Origin of the sequence: Paenibacillus macerans (genome assembly GCF_900454495.1) — a bacterium.
Classification (GTDB): domain Bacteria; phylum Bacillota; class Bacilli; order Paenibacillales; family Paenibacillaceae; genus Fontibacillus; species Fontibacillus macerans.
Genome location: NZ_UGSI01000001.1, coordinates 3,965,246 through 3,981,725 on the forward strand (window position 1 = coordinate 3,965,246; position 16,480 = coordinate 3,981,725).

The following is a 16,480-nucleotide window of genomic DNA, read 5'->3' on the forward strand; positions in this document are numbered from 1 at the left end:
GTTCTCGCACTCCTTAAATCTCTTTTTCGCTTGATGTTATTGTAGCCGCGGAAGTACGGAACTTAAAGTCCATTCGGAAATAATTTATGCTTGGGCGGCAAAAAAAGGCCGCTCCCCGGCCGTTTCCGCCAGCAAATACACGTAGTCGAGCGATTGGTTCAAATCCAGCCTCTCCTTCGTAATCGTATATTTGCGGTCGTCCAGCAGAGCGAATATTTCGATTTGATCCGGCGGCCCGCCAAAAGCGCTGTTCCAAAATACGTTGGCCATGTGCGTAAACGCTTTGACGAGTTCCGGGTGGTCCTCCACCAAAAACTTCTGTACGGTGATCCACGGTTTTTGGTCCTTTGACCGCTGCCAGACGGTTTGAAAAATGACGGATAAATGCAAATCAAGCTCGGCAACCTGGGTATCCCATTTTTCGTATAACGCTATTGGATGCTCGTAAATATCCGGCTCCGAGATCCGGATCAGTTGCCCTACGATGTCGTTGTATACTTTCCAATAATGCAGCGGATCGGGAAAATCGTCCTTGTTCCGCGGCCAACGCCGATTGAGGAGCACCTGAATCGGCGTATGTAAGCGAACTGCGGGTTCCAGCGTATAATAGTCGTTGATCGCGTAACTTACGGCGTATTGAACGCGATTCTGCCAAGTTAATTTGGGGCATTCGGGACAACCCGGCGCCTTTTGCGACCGCAGCCACTCCTCCAGCTCATAATCCAACACGCAGCGGGCCATGGCTTAGGTAACGGCGCTCAGGCTTTTGGCGAAATTGGCGCCAAATTCCCGGCACAACGCCTTCTCCTCTTGACTTGGACCATACTCCACCTTCAGGCTTTCCTGAGGGATAACCGCGCCCCATTCCTTCAGCTTCTCCTCCAGCAGATCCACGGCTCCGCAGTACAGCCGATAGCTCGTATCGCCGCTGCCGAATACCGCCGCGGTGCTCCCCCGAAGGTCCAACTCCTTCATTTCGTCCACGAAATCCTCAAACTCATCCGGCAGTTCCCCGTCTCCCCAAGTATATGCCCCGAGCATATAGCCGTCATATTCCAGCAACTGAACGGCGCTGCAGTCCTCCACCATTTTCAAATCCGCCGCCGCTCCGGCGCTGCGAACCCCTTCGGCGATCAGCTCGGCCATCTCCTCCGTGTTGCCGGTCAAACTGGCATAAACGATGATGATTTTGCTCATGCCTATCCTCCTTAATTCTATGGCTTGATATTACGAAGTATAATTGATAATGATTATCATTGTCAATTGATAAGCGATCTATTGCTGCCTTACGTTGACCGTTAGGAGAATATCAAGTAGCACGGGTAGAAGCATTACTTATGTTGCCGTCACCACTTCTAAAGAAATGAGGAGTCCATTTGGAAATCGAAGTCTCCAACGGAGCGCCGGCATGTTACTTGTATAAGAACGGAAAGCTTCCGGACAATTGGGCAGGGGATTTGATTTTTAAACAGGGTTATACGATGAACCGCCCCTCGGAGATCAAAGCTAAATTGACCGTCAATATGAATCGGGAAATCGAAAAAATTCAAGTTGGCGGTACGGCGGCAAACACCGAACTCAAAAAAGTAAATATCTAAATCGATTTCTCCATCGCTCAGTCCTATGCGTCGTTGAAGTATCCGCGCTCTCCCCCAATTTTCATCAACTCGATCTCATTCCCGAGACCGAGTTTTATTTCATTCCCGGGGACCTTTGGAGGATACCCGAATTTTACTATGATAAGAAGCGACCGAGACAAGGGACCGCTTTGAGCCCCCCTGCCCGGCTTGGCGCCGTTTGACTCGCTGTTTGATTTGCCGTTTAAATTCAGTTTAAAAATCCGTACTACGATAACTGCACAAAGAACTAAGGAATGGAGAGAAAGTTGAAAATGACATTAGTGAAAAACAACAGAAGCCTCGTCCTGCTCGGCCTGCTCATCGGCTTGATCTTCGCCGAGTTGGACGAAACCGTCGTCTCGACGGCGATGCCAACCATTATCCGCGAGCTGCACGGACTGTCGCTCTACGGCTGGGTGGCCGGCGTATACATGCTTGCGGTCACGCTGTTTATGCCCATTCTCGGCAAATTGGCCGACTTATACGGACGCAAGCGCGTCTATCTCAGCTGTATGGGACTGTTCATTCTCGGATCGATCGTCAGCGGGATCGCCCCTTCGATGGCCGTGCTGCTGCTGGGCCGCGGCATCCAGGGCATCGGCGCCGGCGGACTGATGCCGATCGCGCTCGTCATTATCGGCGACGCATACCCGCTGGAGCAGCGGGCCAAAATCCAGAGCCTGATCGGGCCGCTGATGATCCTGCCCCAACTGCTCGGGCCGACGGTCGGCGGGTATTTGGTGGGGCACGTTAACTGGCACTGGGTATTTTTGATCAACATTCCCGTCGGTTTGCTCGCGGCGGCAGTACTTTCCATCGGCATGCGCGAGTCCCGGGGAACCGAAAGCAAAAAAATCGATTGGGCGGGCGCAGTTACGCTTGTACTTGCCCTGCTGTCGCTGCTGCTCGCTCCGGTGCTGATCGACAATCAAGGTTTGTCGTGGTCGTCGCCGGTCATTATGGGTCTGCTCGTAATGTCCGGGCTGTTGATCGCGCTGCTCATCTGCATCGAATCAAGGGTGAAAGAACCGATCATACCGCTGCATCTGTTCCGGAACCGCAATATCGTCGTTTTGTCGCTGATCGTCTTTATTTTGATGCTTGGTGTGATGGGCGGAACCTCGGCATTCCCGTTTTTTGCGCAAAATGTGATGGGATTGACCCCGACGGCGGCCGGTTATCTGATGATGGCTTTTATGGCCGGCGCGGTTCCTTCCAGTATCGTCAACGGGTTCCTGATCACCAAGGTGCCTTACCGCTCCTTGTTTATCGTCTGCTTCACGCTGCCGATCATCGGATTTTTCCTGCTGTCGAGAATCGGCATTGACACCACCGTGCTGTACGTGGTCGTTACGTTTTTCATCCTCGGTTTGGGGCTCGGCGCATTGTTTGGCGGCGACAATCTGATCGTGCAGGAATCGGTCGACAAGGAGCACAGCGGCGTGGCCCTCGGGACGGTGCAGCTGTTCCAATCGCTTGGGGCCACGATCGGCCTTAGCGTTTTCGGCAGCCTGCTCGCCCGCCATATCTCGGACGGGGTTTCCGGGCTGGCCGACCAACTCCCGGCCGGCACGGCAAGCCATATCGCCACCGGGGGAATTCCCCAGGGATTAGCTCCCGACCTGCTGGTCAAAGTACAGACCGTGTTTGCCGGCGCTTTTCAGAACATTTTTACGATTTCGCTCGGATTTGTCATCGCCGCCTATTTTATCTGCTGGTTCTTGAAGAAAGAAGTTCTATCGAAAAAAGAACCGGAATCGGCCGCCGCTGCAGCGGAGCCGGTTTTGGAGGCACGGCCTTAAGAGGGAAAGCTGATATCAACAGGGATAGCGATATAATGCGAGAAGGTGCAGGAAAGGTGCAGTTCGCGGCGGCCATGTAAGGGCAGCCATCCGAAGGCAATAGTGCAAGGGCAGGAATACGGGGTAACTGTGTAAGAGGCAGTTTGAAGATAGTAATGTGAGGACAGTAGTGTCATTGTAGTAAAGAGTAGTAATGCGATTGGCAATGTGAAATGCGAAGTGGAGGCGGTGAGAGAGCCCAAAGTGGAGGCGAAGTGAGCTCCAGGACCCCACGAAATGCAAAAGTGCATGCGATTTTCGTCGAACCCTCCCGAATTGGGTGGATCAAATGCAAAAGTGCAGTCCATTTTAGCTCAAAAAACAAATTTTTATAAAATGGGCTCGAATCAACTGCACTTTTGCATGCGAGTGGCCTTGGAGAGGGGGATTAGCGGAAAATTAAATGCGCTTTTGCAGTTGGTCCGCAAAGGAAGCCAACAAGCCCGGCTTGCTAACCCCCGACTACTTCGTTATCTCCGACACTTCCAGCGTTACCGGGCAATGGTCGCTGCCCATGATGTGGCAGTCGATGCCGGCGCCCACCAAATGCGGTTCCAGCCGTGAAGATGCCAGGAAATAGTCGATCCGCCAGCCGATGTTGCGCTCGCGCACCTTCGGCATGTACGACCACCAGCTGTACACCCCTTCGCGGTCGGGATAAAAATAACGGAACGTGTCCGTAAATCCCGCCGCCAGCAGGTCGGTCATTTTGCCGCGTTCTTCGGGGGTAAAACCGGAGTTGCCTTCGTTCGACTTCGCGTTTTTGATGTCGATTTCCTTATGAGCCACGTTCATGTCGCCGCAAACGATGACCGGCTTGACCGCGTCAAGCCGCTTCAGGTATGCGCGGAACCGGTCCTCCCACTCCACCCGGTACCCGAGGCGGGAAAGATCCCTTTTCGCATTCGGCGTATACACCGTAACGAGATAAAAGCCCTCAAATTCCAGCGTAATGATCCGCCCCTCCGGCTCGTAATCCTCCTCCATGCCGTAACGCACCGACAGCGGCTTGATCCGCGTGAACACGGCGGTGCCGGAGTACCCTTTTTTCTCCGCGTAGTTCCAATACTGTTCGTAATCGCCGCCGAGATCAAGCTCGATCTGCCCATCTTGCAGCTTCGTCTCCTGAAGGCAGAAAATATCCGCGTCCGCCTCGTTAAAATAGTCCAAAAACCCTTTATTCACGCAGGCTCTCAAACCGTTGACGTTCCACGATACAAGTTTCATACCCATCTCCTTGATGTATAAACTGTTATAGCAACTCTATTAAACCTTCTATCTTCAGTCTACCATTAACCGTTCAAAAACGCCTTTCCTTTCTTCACCACCTGGGTGTCATAAAGGTTCACCGTCGTGCTGACAATATAGGCCGGCGGCTGCTGGCCTTTGCTGTTCCGGTGCCCCTGAATATGCGCGTCGCTTTTCTCCCAGTTTTTCCAAGCCTCTTCGGACTCCCAGCGGATCACGACCACCACCTCTTCATGCTCCTCCCGGCTTTTCCGGTTGACCATGACGCTGATATCGACCAGGCCGTCCATTTGGTCCATCGGCCCTTCCTTGCTGAAACGCTCCACCACTTTATCGCTGTTCCCTTTCTCAACGACTATCGTTCTTGTCATCACGAACAAATTAACCGCCTCCTTCTATATTGGAAAATCTATTAAATGGTCCCACTTAATGATAATGATTCTCAATTAAATATACCATGTTCCGCTCCAGTTCACAAACGCTTCAACATTGCCCATTGTCAAAATGAATTCCTATGCTATCATAATAAATATGCAAAGATTCAGAGATATGAATATTCAAAATTTAAGGAGTTTATTTCGATGGACGTGAACCTGCAGCAGTTTAAAGCCGAATTTTTCAAAGCTCTCGCCCATCCGATGCGAATCCGTATTTTGGAGGTGCTGAGCGAAGGCGAACGGAACGTCAATGAATTGCAAACGATCCTCGGCTCGGAGGGCTCCGCCGTGTCGCAGCAATTAGCCGTTTTGCGCGCCAAAAATCTGGTCAACACGGTCAAGGAAGGCACGACGGTGATTTATTCGCTGCGCGATCCGCTGATCAAGGATTTGCTCGCGGTCGCCCGGCAAATTTTCGATAACCACTTGGTGGAATCGATCTCCTTGCTGAAAGGAATCCGCAAACAATAATAATACGGCCCCATGCAAGCTTCCCCGCCGGACCGCGGGGGCTCTTTTTTGTGTCCGGGAATGCGCGGGTCTGGGGCAGCAGAAAGATCATCAGAAAAGAAGGGTTATAGGTGTAGCCGCGCAAAATTTTTGACAAAACTTCTCAAGATTTTTGGCAAAAATTACGATTGTTTTTAGGTATCCGAAGCGGATAAAACAAGAATAGCCACGGACTTAATTTCCGGGGCTATTTGTGCTTTCTTCTTTTACATATTCGATTAGCTCTTCAACGCTGTCTAAATCCAGTGCGATCATAATTCTATTCAAGTTTTCAGGCGACCAGGCTTTTGACTTATTTGCCTCCATATCCAAAATTGTCGGATAACGAATCCCTGTCAACTTTGACAGTTGGTTCGCATTCAATCGTCGATCAAACAACAGTTTATCCAATTTCAAACGAAGCAATGTCATCATCTCCTTTGATCATATTATATCCGTTAATCATAAATATATCAACGAATATCGTACATTATTTACGATATTCGTTGATAATATAACGATATTCGTATATAATTAAAGTATCGAAAGGAGGTGAGAACAAGATGGATAAACTGGTGTATGAAGCTTTTAGAAAGCTTCAAAAAAAAGAGCATCTCCTACGAGTTGCCCGGGATCGAATGGCAACGGGGCGTATCACGCGGGAGATGTTCCGAAAAGAAGAAGCCGCAATCATCGAAGCTTTTAAATTGACTACCGAAGAGCAACGAGCCTACGAGTCGTACAGCAAGATGCAACGCAAGAAAAGCTAGGCAAGAGAGGGGGGCCGTGGGGGCGGTCCCTCTTTTCTTATGCTCGGCGCTGCTTCTGCTTATGGATAATTTCCACTCGGCCCGCTGCCGACTCTCCGACTAACTTGATATAATCGTCGGAATCCATAAACAGAATTGGTACGATTAAGTTGTCGAATTTTACATAATCGAGATAGCGGCTTTTCTTCATATTTACCACCCTTTAATGGTTCTTTACACCATTATTTCAACGCTCCATTGCTTTGTCAAGGTCAAACGGTTATAAGGATAAATACGCCTATTCGTCGTCAGCATCAAGCAACTATACAAGCAACATCTTATATAGCCACAATTTTCCCGACGTCCCTCTGGCATGTATTCTTAGATAGTACCGACCAGTTAATCTTGTATATATACTAGCATCTAGCTGATATCCACTACCATGAAACTCTATATCACTTGAAGCGACGACAGTCCCTCCGCTGTAACTTCCGTGCTGCACCGGGTCAACAACCACCCTAGCGATGTCGCTACCCAATCTGTTGATTTGCTGTACGCCGAGGCAATAGATTTGTGTCACGCCAGTAAGGTCTATAGGTGTTAGGGTATATAGATAACAATCTTTAGTGTCGGCCCCGGAGCCTAAATCTAGCTCAACCCTATCATAACTTGGAGGGTAATTTGCACTTGCGTATCCAGCATTTCTTTGCATACCCCACTCCACAGACGATCCAAAACCGAAGATAGATCGTACCGCTTTCGAGCCTGTGATCTTTTGGGCTATTGTAGCCCACGGGTCACTTGTGGACGCTCCCACACCCAGCTTGGAGTTGACGGCGCCCACAATTTGATTTTTTGCGTCAACCCCAGATTGAAAAATCTCATTTATTGCGGCCACCGCACTGCCTTTTTGTGATGTGAGCAAAGATGTCAGCGGGCCTACGGCGTTGCTGGCAGCATCCGATTTGCTCTGGGCCGACGCAGCTGCTGCAGCCGCCGCATTTGCTGCGTCATAAGCCGCCTTGACCGCGCTCGGTGTAGCAGCTTGGTCCGTGGCCGTGCTGCTCGTAGATGTATTAAGCTGCACGATACCGCGAGTTTGCGTGCTGGCACTTGGCAGGTCAGATGTGGGGTGAGTGTGCGATTTGGGAGCTGCATAGTCCTTCGTATAATCCTTTGCCGTTTGCAAAGCCGTGTTAATCTGCGTCTGTGTCTCTTGCTTGTACTGATCGAAAGCCTCTTTCGGAACTACCCCATTGCCTGCCGGGTCTGAACGGATGCTTTCTACTTGGGCGGCCAGCTCTTGATCATTCTCATATAATGTCGTTATCGGGATGTTCAGCACGTCCGCATGTCCCTGGTCCGTAGGAACAAATTTTCGTGGTTCTTTGATATCCATGTTCTCCCTCCTTAATAGATATCGTCAATCTCAAAAATGAACTCCATATCTGCATCCTTTTCCTTGTTGGTCATCGTACGAACTGCGGTAAATTTGCCAGCAGTATCGACAAGCGCAAGCTCATTAATTTTTGCCCCGGCCAACTCATTCTCGGCTAGAGAACAGATGTACCGAATTGTTGCGGGAGCAATGAATTCATAGCTGGAGATGTCCTTCACAAGGAGTTCGTGCTTCAGTGTTTGTTCCGTCCCATCCACTGGCAGGGGATTACCGGCCTGATCTACTCCGCCGCTCCCAAAAGCCATTTTAACCACCTTCGTCAGGGCTGTCCCTTCTGCCCTTGCACGGGCCATTTGTTCCCGTGCATATGCCGTGGTGACGGTCCATACTTGATCTGCCATGTTCTACCTCCTATACCTCAAGTATATTTTCCTGGGAGCTCAACAGGCGGCTACCATCCAGCGTAACGCTACCGTCCAGCGTCCAGTAATTTTGCCGGACCTTCACTATTCCAGTCTGTCTGTTCTCAATGTGTCGTGATGTCCTGATTTCCAGCCGTTGGCGGTTCCGCTGTCGTTCTCCAGTCCAGCCTATCAAGCTCACGCTTCCGTCGAGTTGTTGCAGGCCATCCAAGTACCATGGCCGTCCCCCAAAAAAGGGAACTCGACAATGGAGGCGTAGGCGGGATACTTGCCGGATGGAATTATGAATTTCGAAGTGTGCAACTATATACACCAGTAAAGCAAGATGGGCTGGTTTTACCAGTTCAAAAGCAGCCTTTAGATCACCGTAGCTAATCAGGTCGCCGATTTCGTAGATTAATTGAAAAGCGTATTGCTCATATAATGGCAGATACTTAGCGTTCTTTTTTCTACTGAATGCGTTCGCGAGATTCAGAATATTTTGTTTTGTAAATGTGCCTGTGCCAATAAGTTTTGCTTTGATCCGTGAGCGACGTACTTCGTAGCTATCGGTAAGGTTAGTTTTAAGGGCAAGCTCTTCCTCCCATATATCAAGCCCCCAGGTAGCTCGATCAATGAAACATTGATCTAGGATGTCATCGAAGGTAAACCAAACACCATCTAGTTCGATCCCGACAGTGTCCAGAATCTCTAACATGCGTCTTGAGTCCCTATAAAAATGTCGCTGTAAATACCCGAGCATGATCGGACCACGTCGGCTTATCATCTCGTCAAGCCTCACGCACGTTCACCGTCCCTAGTACAGCCACATCGCCCTGGACAACCTCAATATTTTCCTGGCCGCCAGATACAAGAAAATTTTGGTAGTCTAGGATTAGTGGAATGTCCAGGATAATGTTTGCGATCCGGGCATACCGTACAATCGGATCGCGAAACGCTAGCCCCTTTAAATAATTGCGTACACCGTCTTCGATCATCCGTCTTACCTGATCGACAGTGGAGTCTGAGGCAAGCAAAACGGTCACGGAAATATCGATCAGTATTTCTTTTGCCGGAATAACCGTAACCAAGGCTACGTCCGGCGCAACAGTGGTCAGATGCTCGGCAACCGCCTCCACAACTACAGCAGGAGCCGCCTGTCCATCCTGACCAAGCAGCACCACCTTGACGGTGCCGGGACCATCCCATAATGGGATACATAGCGCGTTACCGACCCCCGGCACCGATAAGGCCCAACGCACGTAATCCGTTCGGTTACCGCTGCCTGGTGGCGTTCGTGCATCCAGAAAGTAACGCTCGCGCAACGAATCGTCGCTTTCAATGTCTGCGCCGCCTTCGATGGGTTTTAAATTGGTCACTGACTTGATACCGGGAAGCGGGTCAGACAGGTGACGGATCGCTCCCGCCGGGATGTTCCCGGACCGACCTGGCTCCACAGCCTCAACATCGGTAATCCCCTCTCGTTTGTCGGACAAGGTGATAGCCGTTAGCACCCGGTACAAAATGGCCGGGCTCGAATCCGTTGCCTCCGTTGTTACAATGTATCCCGCTGGGACAGATGCGCCGGGATCGCCAATAAATTGTACAGCACCACCTGACGACCGTGAGGCAACGGCGGGACGGCGAGAGATGCCGCGTTCCGCGCCTTTCTCATCCAGATATTCCCCGAACGTGGTGGACACGAACACACGACGCAAAACTTCTTTCGCCCAATCTGCGGCCAATGTAAGCTCGATAGCCGCAGGCTCAAGTATGTCCCAGGAGAAAGACCCTTCGGATGTATCCAAGTTTTCTGGAAGCCGCGAAAGCATCCTATCCCGGATAACCTCTTCGGTTTCGTCCTGTAAAAAAAGAGGGAGTTCCGTCATATCTTCACCTCTAAACGTTGCTCCTGCCCGATCACGGGAACCACCGTAAAGGCAACCCATACGGAATCACCTTCGAAACGAAATTCAAAATCCTGCACCGCTTGGGTGCGAGGATCGACCAGGAGCGTTTCTGTTATTGATCGTTCCATTTCCGATTGCACCGCTGCCCGCGTTGGTTGCCGTCGGGCAGCACGCGCCTCTGAACCGTAATCGGTTGAGTAGGCCAAACAGGCGAAACGATCTGTTAGCACTGCCTTTTGACACCATTGCGCCCAGGCAGTATGGCCGTCCGCCATCACATACCGTCCTGCGCCGTCGGTGACATAATCCCCGGCATCAAAGTCATATAGCGGACTTTCTGGATACTGAACCGTATTGGGGCTGTTGTCCACAACAAGGTCAGGCATGTCAAACGTCGGAAACAAGTTAGTCATCCGCTGGCACCACCTTACTGACCACGACCGGATCGTCCCGCACCCACAACACCAGGACGCGATCCCCTGTCTGAAGAGAAGGGGAAAACCGCAACTCCATGGAAGGAACATGCCCGCCATCTTCGCCTCCAAGAAAGTCCAGGCGAGCTTCTTGTGAATAGGTTGTATCCGGTGTATCCTCGCCGGTCGGTCCAATAGGCGAGGCCGTCCGATAGATTCGGGATTTGGTCGGGAAGTGAGCGTTCACCATCCATTCTGCAATCAAGTAGCCGCTGCGCGGAATGACTGGCCCGAACTGGTCCAGCTTCAACCCATCGTCTGTGATGGTGCCTAAATCCATAGACGGCGGGGCGGCGGTCCGTTTGTCTGTCCGGTTGTCAATCGCTTGTGCCAACCGGTTCACTCCTTTTCCTTTCATATCGCTTCAACCTCCATGGTCATGGTGCGGGTATCTGCATCGTGCTGGATACCCACAATAACAAAATGACCTTCGATAGTCCCGACCGAGGCAAAGATTTTATCCCCTCGGCGCAGGAACGGAAGGTCAGGGGAGACAATCGTCCGCCGTTTTCGCGGATTGCCGCGCTCCTTTATAACCTCTTGGGCGGCTGCTTTAGCTGCGGCTGCGGTATCGTACTGCTCACGATAGATCACATCTTGCAGGATGCCGAATTCTGTCTTGCCGTCCAAGGTGGCAACGACCGGAGCGCGTCCGGCCTTGTTTTCTTTGCCAATTATTTTGACACGGGTAACGAGGTCCTCAATGTCCTGTTTGTCTGTCATCCGGCGGACGATGTCTGCCTCAAATCGGTATACCGTCTTGTTTTGTCCCTGACGCAAGATATTAATTTTACCGCCGCTTGCGCGAACGACGTATTTTTGTCCGCCGCGCTTCTTTACTTGCTCCAGCACCTTATCAAGCATCGCTCCGAGGGTATCCCCTCGGAATACCTGTTTCGATAGTGCCGTGTCCGGCAAATCGTTCTGCCCGATGGGGATGTTCCAGGCTTTGGCGATGTCCTCGACGATAACACGGGCCTTCGTACCGTTTGGATAGTATCGGTCATCCTTGCTGCGCAGGAGATAGATCAGTATGTCGTATGACTTGACGTTAAGAGAGCCGACTGAATCGTTTTCATATTCCCAGTCGAAAATGATCCCCTGGTTAATCTCTTGCCAGCCCTCGCCCCAATCGGCCCGCAGTAGCGTCCTAGCTCCAAGGGGGAGCTTTTTGTGAAGCCAGCCATCACCTAGCTTTTGGTTTAATATTCGGAATTGCAGGCTTACTGCCAGTTCACCGGGCTGCTCTGACCAACTTAATCCATTAGCGACGTTGGTTAAAGAAAGCCGCTCTCCCTGGGGTAGAAGAACGGCAATATCGTACTTGATTTTCGAAATATTGATCATGTAGCACCACCCTAACCAGGCAGGCGCAACACTTGACCGGGCTTGATCTTGTTAGGATCAGGACCGATCAACGCCTTGTTCAAATTATAAATTTCCGTGTACCGCGCACCGTCACGGAGATGCTTCTTAGCGATCCCCCAAAGTGTGTCACCGGCCACAACGGTATGCGTTTTGGCCGATGCAGGTAGGGAGCGAGAGGGCGAGAGAGCTTTCGCCATGGACTTTGATTTGGTTTGTCCTTCGGTACGGATCAAGATATCCCTTGCCTGCACCAGCTCCAGCGAATAACGCATATCCCCATGACCGCCCGCCCAGGTGTGTTCAAACGTCTGGATGTACACATCATGATTGAACGGGGTTTCCGTCACTAGCAGCCGCAGCTTCGTTCCCGCGTTTCGCCAACCGGACAACTCCCCGGCAATGATCCGAGGATCGCGCCACGACTTAACCAGTGACGTATCCTTCCGAGTCGCACCGGGCAGAAGACCCTCAAATGTTATACGCACCAACATGGAGCCGCGCGGCAAAGCATACTCGCCTAGCTCAATGGCTTCAAACGTTTGAATACGGGCAGTGGTGGCGGCGGTTATGCGTTCCGGGTTCATTGGGAAATGCAGCCGCTTGCCAGTTTCATCTTTCAAATAGAAGTCCATGATATCACCACCTACACGCTGTTATTCGTCGATTCGTCCAGACGTGCGCCGATCTTCTCCGCAATCTCGTCGGCGATCTCATCACCGTGTTCGCGAATGGCTTCAATAATACCCTGACCGTTTCCATTCTCCACTGTAATTGAGAACTGGATGCCACCCAGGTTAATGGTCTGCCCCGACGTAGCCCCACCCGGGGCCATCGGAGCAACCGGGGCGAAGACAGGCGCACCAGGCGCAGTTACAGGGCCAACGATCCCTCCGAAAGCGTATGGACGAACGCCCAACATGCGCCCAGCGCGCTCCCAAAGGTCAAGACCTCGATCCCGCTTTCCAGACGAAAGGGGGATGATGGCTTCCGGCCCGGCTTCGCCGACCAGTCCGAAATGCGGCTGGGTGATAAAGCCGCCACGCGCATATTTTTTATGCTTGTTTCGACGGCCAAAAATGCTGTCATAAAGCCCTGTCGCGAGTTTTTCGCCTGCCATTGCACCAATCAGGCCGCCGATCGCGCCGCCGATGGCCGTTCCGACACCCGGCATTAAGAATGTGCCGAGCAAAGCACCAGCAGCGGCTCCACCTGCGATACCACCACCAATTCCACCGGCTACTTTTGCAATCTGACGACCGCGATCCTTTGGCGCGGCGGTAACAATATCCCAGGCATCCATCGCGTATCCAACAGGTCGAACGAATTTGCCCACCAACTTGGTAACTCGGGTAAATTTCTTAGCTTGCTTAATGGCACGACGCAGTTCATGGCCTTCGCTACGTCTTGCAATCTTTTCGGCTTCGGATGTGGCCGAAGTCATCCGCTTTTCGTACCTTTTTTGTCGTTGATTGCTCACGGATTTAAAAGATGAATGAATGCCTTCGGCGTATCCGGCACCATAACCGATGGTGTCATTATTTTTATCAATGAAGTTTTTAGCCCCAGAAAGACTTGATCCTACAATCCCACCGTTGGCATACGGACGAACGCCGAGCATTTGCCCGGCACGTTCCCAAAGATCAAGCCCCCGGTCGCGCTTGCCTGCCGAAAGGGGAATGATCGCTTCCGGGCCAGCTTCACCGACAAGGCCGATATGGGGCCGGGTAACGAACCCGCCACGGGCATAGGCTTTCGCACCGCCTCCGGCGGCTTGCTGACCGGCTTCCTTACCTTCCTCAAAGGCACCGCCGATCTTGTCCCAAAACTTGCCCCAGCCGCCTTTGATACTCTCCCAGGCGCTGGAGGCCCAGCCTTTGACGTTGTCCCATTTCGATTGCCACCATTCGCCATTGAACAGCGTGTTATTTATGGCATTGAGGGCGCTGTTCCAAATCTCTTGAGCGCCCTCCCAGGAGTTTGCTGCCCAGGTCTGCACGCCTTGCCATTTTTCGGACCACCATTCGCCGGAAAAGATTGTCGCTTCAATAGCTGAAATAGCATTGTTCCAGGTTTGTTTTGCCCCTTCCCACGATGCATCGGACCAGGCTTCCACCGCGCTCCATTTCTCATTCCACCATTCACCATTGAACAAGGTCTCACCGATATAGCCAACAGCAAAGCCGACGCCTTTGGCGATGGATTTCGGACCAGTATCTGAAATCCAAGTCCAAGTCGCACTCGCACCATCTTTCAGTGACGGCCACAGCGTAGAGCTGAACCAATTTGAAATCTCTTCGCCCTTGCTGCCGATCCAGTCGCCAATCGCACCGCCGCCCAAGCCACCGATGATGCCGCCGATCAAGCCGCCGACCGCAGTTCCAAGGCCAGGCACCACCGAACCAACAGCAGCACCTCCCGCAGCTCCAGCCGCAAAACCGCCCCAGCCGCCAACCGCTCCGCCAATGGCACGATTCCGTTCGGTCCCAGGGGCAGCGGTCGCGATACTCGCCACGTCCAGGCCGATAGATAACGGAAGCGCCAGCTTGCCCGCTGTTCGGGATAAGAGACCAAGCCCCTTGCCACCACCTTTAAACAAGCTTTTCCACCAGCTCGTTTTGGGGGTTGGGACAGAACCGAACGCCTTTTCCAATTCATTGAAGCGTTGAAGTTGGCCGCTGTTCGCCATGCTTACAACTTCGTCGCGGCTATACGTGCGATCCAGCGGGATGTTATTCCAAAACTGTTTGCCTGCCGGACGGTAGTTCTCCGGTAGGTTTGCCGCCGGTCCTGCCGGAACAGTCGAAGGTGTCGAGGTCGTGCCTTTAGAGCCACCGAACCAACGTTTATACCACGGTGAGCGCGTGGCAGTCTCGGCAGCGGTGGCGGTCGTCCGGGTGGCCGCTGCGGTTGTGGCTGCTGCTGTGGTAGCTGTCTCGGCAACGGAAGAGCCTCCTTTAAACCACCGCGTAATTGTTTGGGCTCCTTTTGACATCCCTTTAACAGCTGTCGCCGGTCCTTTGAGTATCTTTCCGATTTTCGATATCATCCAAGCGTCAAATAGCAAGGCTAACGCTTGGCCCATTGGACTGCTTGTTTCGCCGCCTAGCCATGTCGGTTGTATATTCAAGAATGCTTCTTTGGCTTTTTCCGCAATCTTCCCGGCGTCAAACGCTTCGAGGAACGCTTCAAGAAAAGAGTGTCCTGCCGTCGCGCCCGCTTGGATAAACGGTGATTCATTCAATTTATCAGGATCAGCGACTCCCAAAGCAGCCATAATAAACCCGCCAAGCCCGCCGCCAATCGCAGCTCCGATTTTCCCCGAAATCTTTTCAACTTGAGCCTGGCCCTTGCTTTGCCACCATTCCATGAAAAGACTGTTCAAGTCATTGAAAATGAATCGGATTTTACCGGCAAAGTCCAGTCGGTTGAATTCCGGGTTATCCAAGTATCGCCGCTGGATGTAGCCGAAGGCATTTTCCAAGCGCCGCAAAACCCAGTCCGCGCCTTCCTTGGCGGTTTTCTCCAAAGTATCGCCCCAGCGTTCGAGCTTGTCCTGGTTGTTACCCAGCCATTCATTGACCTTTTGAAGTCGGGGGATAACTGCACTTTGCAATCCCTTACCCCAGCGCATCAAGATTTGAATACTGAAAGCATCCATAATTTGACCCGCCAAGCCTCGGGCGGTCAGATTAGCGGTTTTGCTCATCATGCCGTCAAATTCGCCCATACCTTTGAGAATGAGCTGAATAGCCTTATCAGCGGGTAGTAAGCCTTGTTCGGAGAGCTTGCGAACCTGAGCAATGGACATCCCCATACCTTCGGCGATATACTTCCACGCTTGCACGCCCGCGTCGGTAAGTTGATTCATATCCTCGGCAGAAACCCGACCAAGGGCACGCATTTGACCGAGCGCATAAACGATCCGCTCTATCGATTCTGTACCCCCACCCATTGCCGCAGAAACGTTACCGATCTGCGTCAGCATCGGGATAATTTCATCTGCACCGAATCCGCGTACAAGCAGCCCTTTAGCCTGCTCAATGACTTCCTTTTGGCCGAATGGCGTATCCTTCGCAAATTGCTGCACTTCCGCCATCAGCTTCTGAGCTTTACCCACGCTCTTTAGCATGGTTTCAAAGCCAATCTGTGCCTGGGAAAAATCATCGGCAAGGCTAATGGGTATAACGATCCCACCAACGCCGCTAGCGCCAAGGCCGAGTAAACCAAGTGTCGAGGTCATTCCTCGGACAATCGCGCGCAAGGGGCGCGTGGCAAGGTCAAGTACTCGTACAGTAATGCGGTATGTCCCGCCGACCATGCGCCGGGCATATGATCCAACTTGCCGGATCACATTAGAAGCCCGATCCAAGGCATAGATCGCGAGCTGCCAGCGGCTTCGGTTCATACCATCAAGCCGCTTTTTTGTTTTCTCAACAATTTTGTCAAAACGACTGACTTTTTTCTCCGCATTAGATAAACCGGGTTCGGAATGATCTTCGACCGTTACCGGTATTTCTATGCGATATACTTCTTCAGCCATGCGATC

General features: G+C 52.0%; 18 protein-coding genes. 4 read left to right on the forward strand and 14 right to left on the reverse strand.

Annotated features, from left to right (window positions below; all coding sequences use genetic code 11):
• Positions 1-84: 84 nt before the first annotated feature.
• Both DYE26_RS17810 and DYE26_RS17815 read right to left on the reverse strand, forming a co-directional pair.
• Complete coding sequence (locus tag DYE26_RS17810) at positions 85-729, reverse strand: hypothetical protein (protein WP_124333569.1); 645 nt, start codon at positions 727-729, stop codon at positions 85-87.
• Between the two features lie 15 nt (positions 730-744).
• Entirely contained in the window at positions 745-1,197 is a 453-nt protein-coding gene (locus DYE26_RS17815; RefSeq protein WP_036625936.1) for a flavodoxin, read from the reverse strand.
• Positions 1,198-1,376: 179 nt separating this feature from the next.
• Between DYE26_RS17815 and DYE26_RS17820 the strand changes: the two genes are divergently transcribed.
• Both DYE26_RS17820 and DYE26_RS17825 read left to right on the forward strand, forming a co-directional pair.
• Positions 1,377-1,598, forward strand: a complete 222-nt coding sequence (locus DYE26_RS17820) for a PhzF family phenazine biosynthesis protein (protein ID WP_051985694.1) — start codon at positions 1,377-1,379, stop codon at positions 1,596-1,598.
• 293 nt (positions 1,599-1,891) lie between these two features.
• Positions 1,892-3,421: an MFS transporter gene (locus DYE26_RS17825; protein ID WP_115311243.1), complete on the forward strand. Its 1,530-nt coding sequence runs from the start codon at positions 1,892-1,894 to the stop codon at positions 3,419-3,421.
• Positions 3,422-3,922: 501 nt separating this feature from the next.
• Here the strand turns inward: DYE26_RS17825 and DYE26_RS17830 are convergent.
• Both DYE26_RS17830 and DYE26_RS17835 read right to left on the reverse strand, forming a co-directional pair.
• Entirely contained in the window at positions 3,923-4,687 is a 765-nt protein-coding gene (locus DYE26_RS17830) for an exodeoxyribonuclease III (protein ID WP_036625937.1), read from the reverse strand.
• 65 nt (positions 4,688-4,752) lie between these two features.
• Positions 4,753-5,088, reverse strand: a complete 336-nt coding sequence (locus DYE26_RS17835) for an antibiotic biosynthesis monooxygenase (protein ID WP_036625938.1) — start codon at positions 5,086-5,088, stop codon at positions 4,753-4,755.
• A 201-nt stretch (positions 5,089-5,289) separates the two neighbouring features.
• Here DYE26_RS17835 and DYE26_RS17840 point away from each other — a divergent pair, with 201 nt between their 5' ends.
• Positions 5,290-5,616 carry an ArsR/SmtB family transcription factor gene (locus tag DYE26_RS17840; RefSeq protein WP_036625940.1) on the forward strand — a complete coding sequence of 109 codons (327 nt, stop codon included), beginning with the start codon at positions 5,290-5,292 and terminating at the stop codon, positions 5,614-5,616.
• A gap of 213 nt (positions 5,617-5,829) precedes the next feature.
• Here the strand turns inward: DYE26_RS17840 and DYE26_RS17845 are convergent, their stop codons facing one another.
• Entirely contained in the window at positions 5,830-6,060 is a 231-nt protein-coding gene (locus DYE26_RS17845; RefSeq protein WP_036625942.1) for a helix-turn-helix domain-containing protein, read from the reverse strand.
• A 137-nt stretch (positions 6,061-6,197) separates the two neighbouring features.
• On the opposite strand from DYE26_RS17845, the gene DYE26_RS17850 reads away from it, so the two are divergent.
• On the forward strand, positions 6,198-6,404 hold the full coding sequence (locus DYE26_RS17850) for a hypothetical protein (RefSeq protein ID WP_036625944.1): 207 nt from the start codon (positions 6,198-6,200) through the stop codon (positions 6,402-6,404).
• A 301-nt stretch (positions 6,405-6,705) separates the two neighbouring features.
• Here DYE26_RS17850 and DYE26_RS17855 read toward each other — a convergent pair whose 3' ends face one another.
• From DYE26_RS17855 to DYE26_RS17900, 9 genes are read right to left on the reverse strand one after another with little or no spacing between them, the layout of a single operon-like run.
• On the reverse strand, positions 6,706-7,782 hold the full coding sequence (locus tag DYE26_RS17855) for a phage tail protein (protein ID WP_051985696.1): 1,077 nt from the start codon (positions 7,780-7,782) through the stop codon (positions 6,706-6,708).
• An 11-nt stretch (positions 7,783-7,793) separates the two neighbouring features.
• Positions 7,794-8,183: a phage tail-collar fiber domain-containing protein gene (locus DYE26_RS17860; RefSeq protein ID WP_036625945.1), complete on the reverse strand. Its 390-nt coding sequence runs from the start codon at positions 8,181-8,183 to the stop codon at positions 7,794-7,796.
• 10 nt (positions 8,184-8,193) lie between these two features.
• Complete coding sequence (locus tag DYE26_RS17865) at positions 8,194-8,970, reverse strand: putative phage tail protein (RefSeq protein WP_036628790.1); 777 nt, start codon at positions 8,968-8,970, stop codon at positions 8,194-8,196.
• A gap of 4 nt (positions 8,971-8,974) precedes the next feature.
• Positions 8,975-10,072, reverse strand: a complete 1,098-nt coding sequence (locus DYE26_RS17870; protein ID WP_036625948.1) for a baseplate J/gp47 family protein — start codon at positions 10,070-10,072, stop codon at positions 8,975-8,977.
• Positions 10,069-10,506 carry a DUF2634 domain-containing protein gene (locus DYE26_RS17875; protein ID WP_036625951.1) on the reverse strand — a complete coding sequence of 146 codons (438 nt, stop codon included), beginning with the start codon at positions 10,504-10,506 and terminating at the stop codon, positions 10,069-10,071. Before DYE26_RS17875 ends, DYE26_RS17870 begins: the two co-directional genes overlap by 4 nt.
• Positions 10,499-10,924, reverse strand: coding sequence for a hypothetical protein (locus tag DYE26_RS17880; RefSeq protein ID WP_036625954.1), 426 nt, complete (start codon positions 10,922-10,924; stop codon positions 10,499-10,501). The genes DYE26_RS17875 and DYE26_RS17880 overlap by 8 nt, the downstream gene beginning before the upstream one ends.
• Positions 10,921-11,913, reverse strand: a complete 993-nt coding sequence (locus DYE26_RS17885; protein WP_036625957.1) for an XkdQ/YqbQ family protein — start codon at positions 11,911-11,913, stop codon at positions 10,921-10,923. Before DYE26_RS17885 ends, DYE26_RS17880 begins: the two co-directional genes overlap by 4 nt.
• A gap of 11 nt (positions 11,914-11,924) precedes the next feature.
• A complete protein-coding gene (locus DYE26_RS17890; protein ID WP_036625959.1) occupies positions 11,925-12,566 on the reverse strand; it encodes a LysM peptidoglycan-binding domain-containing protein in 642 nt (213 codons plus the stop codon).
• Positions 12,567-12,577: 11 nt separating this feature from the next.
• On the reverse strand, positions 12,578-16,474 hold the full coding sequence (locus tag DYE26_RS17900; RefSeq protein WP_036625962.1) for a tape measure protein: 3,897 nt from the start codon (positions 16,472-16,474) through the stop codon (positions 12,578-12,580).
• Positions 16,475-16,480 lie beyond the last annotated feature (6 nt).

What these genes read in the sequence shown, in the direction of transcription:
- DYE26_RS17815 (WP_036625936.1), bottom strand. Translation starts at nt 1,197, where the DNA reads ATGAGCAAAATCATCATCGTTTATGCCAGTTTGACCGGCAACACGGAG.
- DYE26_RS17825 (WP_115311243.1), top strand. Translation starts at nt 1,892, where the DNA reads ATGACATTAGTGAAAAACAACAGAAGCCTCGTCCTGCTCGGCCTGCTC.
- DYE26_RS17830 (WP_036625937.1), bottom strand. Translation starts at nt 4,687, where the DNA reads ATGAAACTTGTATCGTGGAACGTCAACGGTTTGAGAGCCTGCGTGAAT.
- DYE26_RS17840 (WP_036625940.1), top strand. Translation starts at nt 5,290, where the DNA reads ATGGACGTGAACCTGCAGCAGTTTAAAGCCGAATTTTTCAAAGCTCTC.
- DYE26_RS17850 (WP_036625944.1), top strand. Translation starts at nt 6,198, where the DNA reads ATGGATAAACTGGTGTATGAAGCTTTTAGAAAGCTTCAAAAAAAAGAG.
- DYE26_RS17855 (WP_051985696.1), bottom strand. Translation starts at nt 7,782, where the DNA reads ATGGATATCAAAGAACCACGAAAATTTGTTCCTACGGACCAGGGACAT.
- DYE26_RS17860 (WP_036625945.1), bottom strand. Translation starts at nt 8,183, where the DNA reads ATGGCAGATCAAGTATGGACCGTCACCACGGCATATGCACGGGAACAA.
- DYE26_RS17865 (WP_036628790.1), bottom strand. Translation starts at nt 8,970, where the DNA reads ATGATAAGCCGACGTGGTCCGATCATGCTCGGGTATTTACAGCGACAT.
- DYE26_RS17870 (WP_036625948.1), bottom strand. Translation starts at nt 10,072, where the DNA reads ATGACGGAACTCCCTCTTTTTTTACAGGACGAAACCGAAGAGGTTATC.
- DYE26_RS17875 (WP_036625951.1), bottom strand. Translation starts at nt 10,506, where the DNA reads ATGACTAACTTGTTTCCGACGTTTGACATGCCTGACCTTGTTGTGGAC.
- DYE26_RS17880 (WP_036625954.1), bottom strand. Translation starts at nt 10,924, where the DNA reads ATGAAAGGAAAAGGAGTGAACCGGTTGGCACAAGCGATTGACAACCGG.
- DYE26_RS17885 (WP_036625957.1), bottom strand. Translation starts at nt 11,913, where the DNA reads ATGATCAATATTTCGAAAATCAAGTACGATATTGCCGTTCTTCTACCC.
- DYE26_RS17890 (WP_036625959.1), bottom strand. Translation starts at nt 12,566, where the DNA reads ATGGACTTCTATTTGAAAGATGAAACTGGCAAGCGGCTGCATTTCCCA.
- DYE26_RS17900 (WP_036625962.1), bottom strand. Translation starts at nt 16,474, where the DNA reads ATGGCTGAAGAAGTATATCGCATAGAAATACCGGTAACGGTCGAAGAT.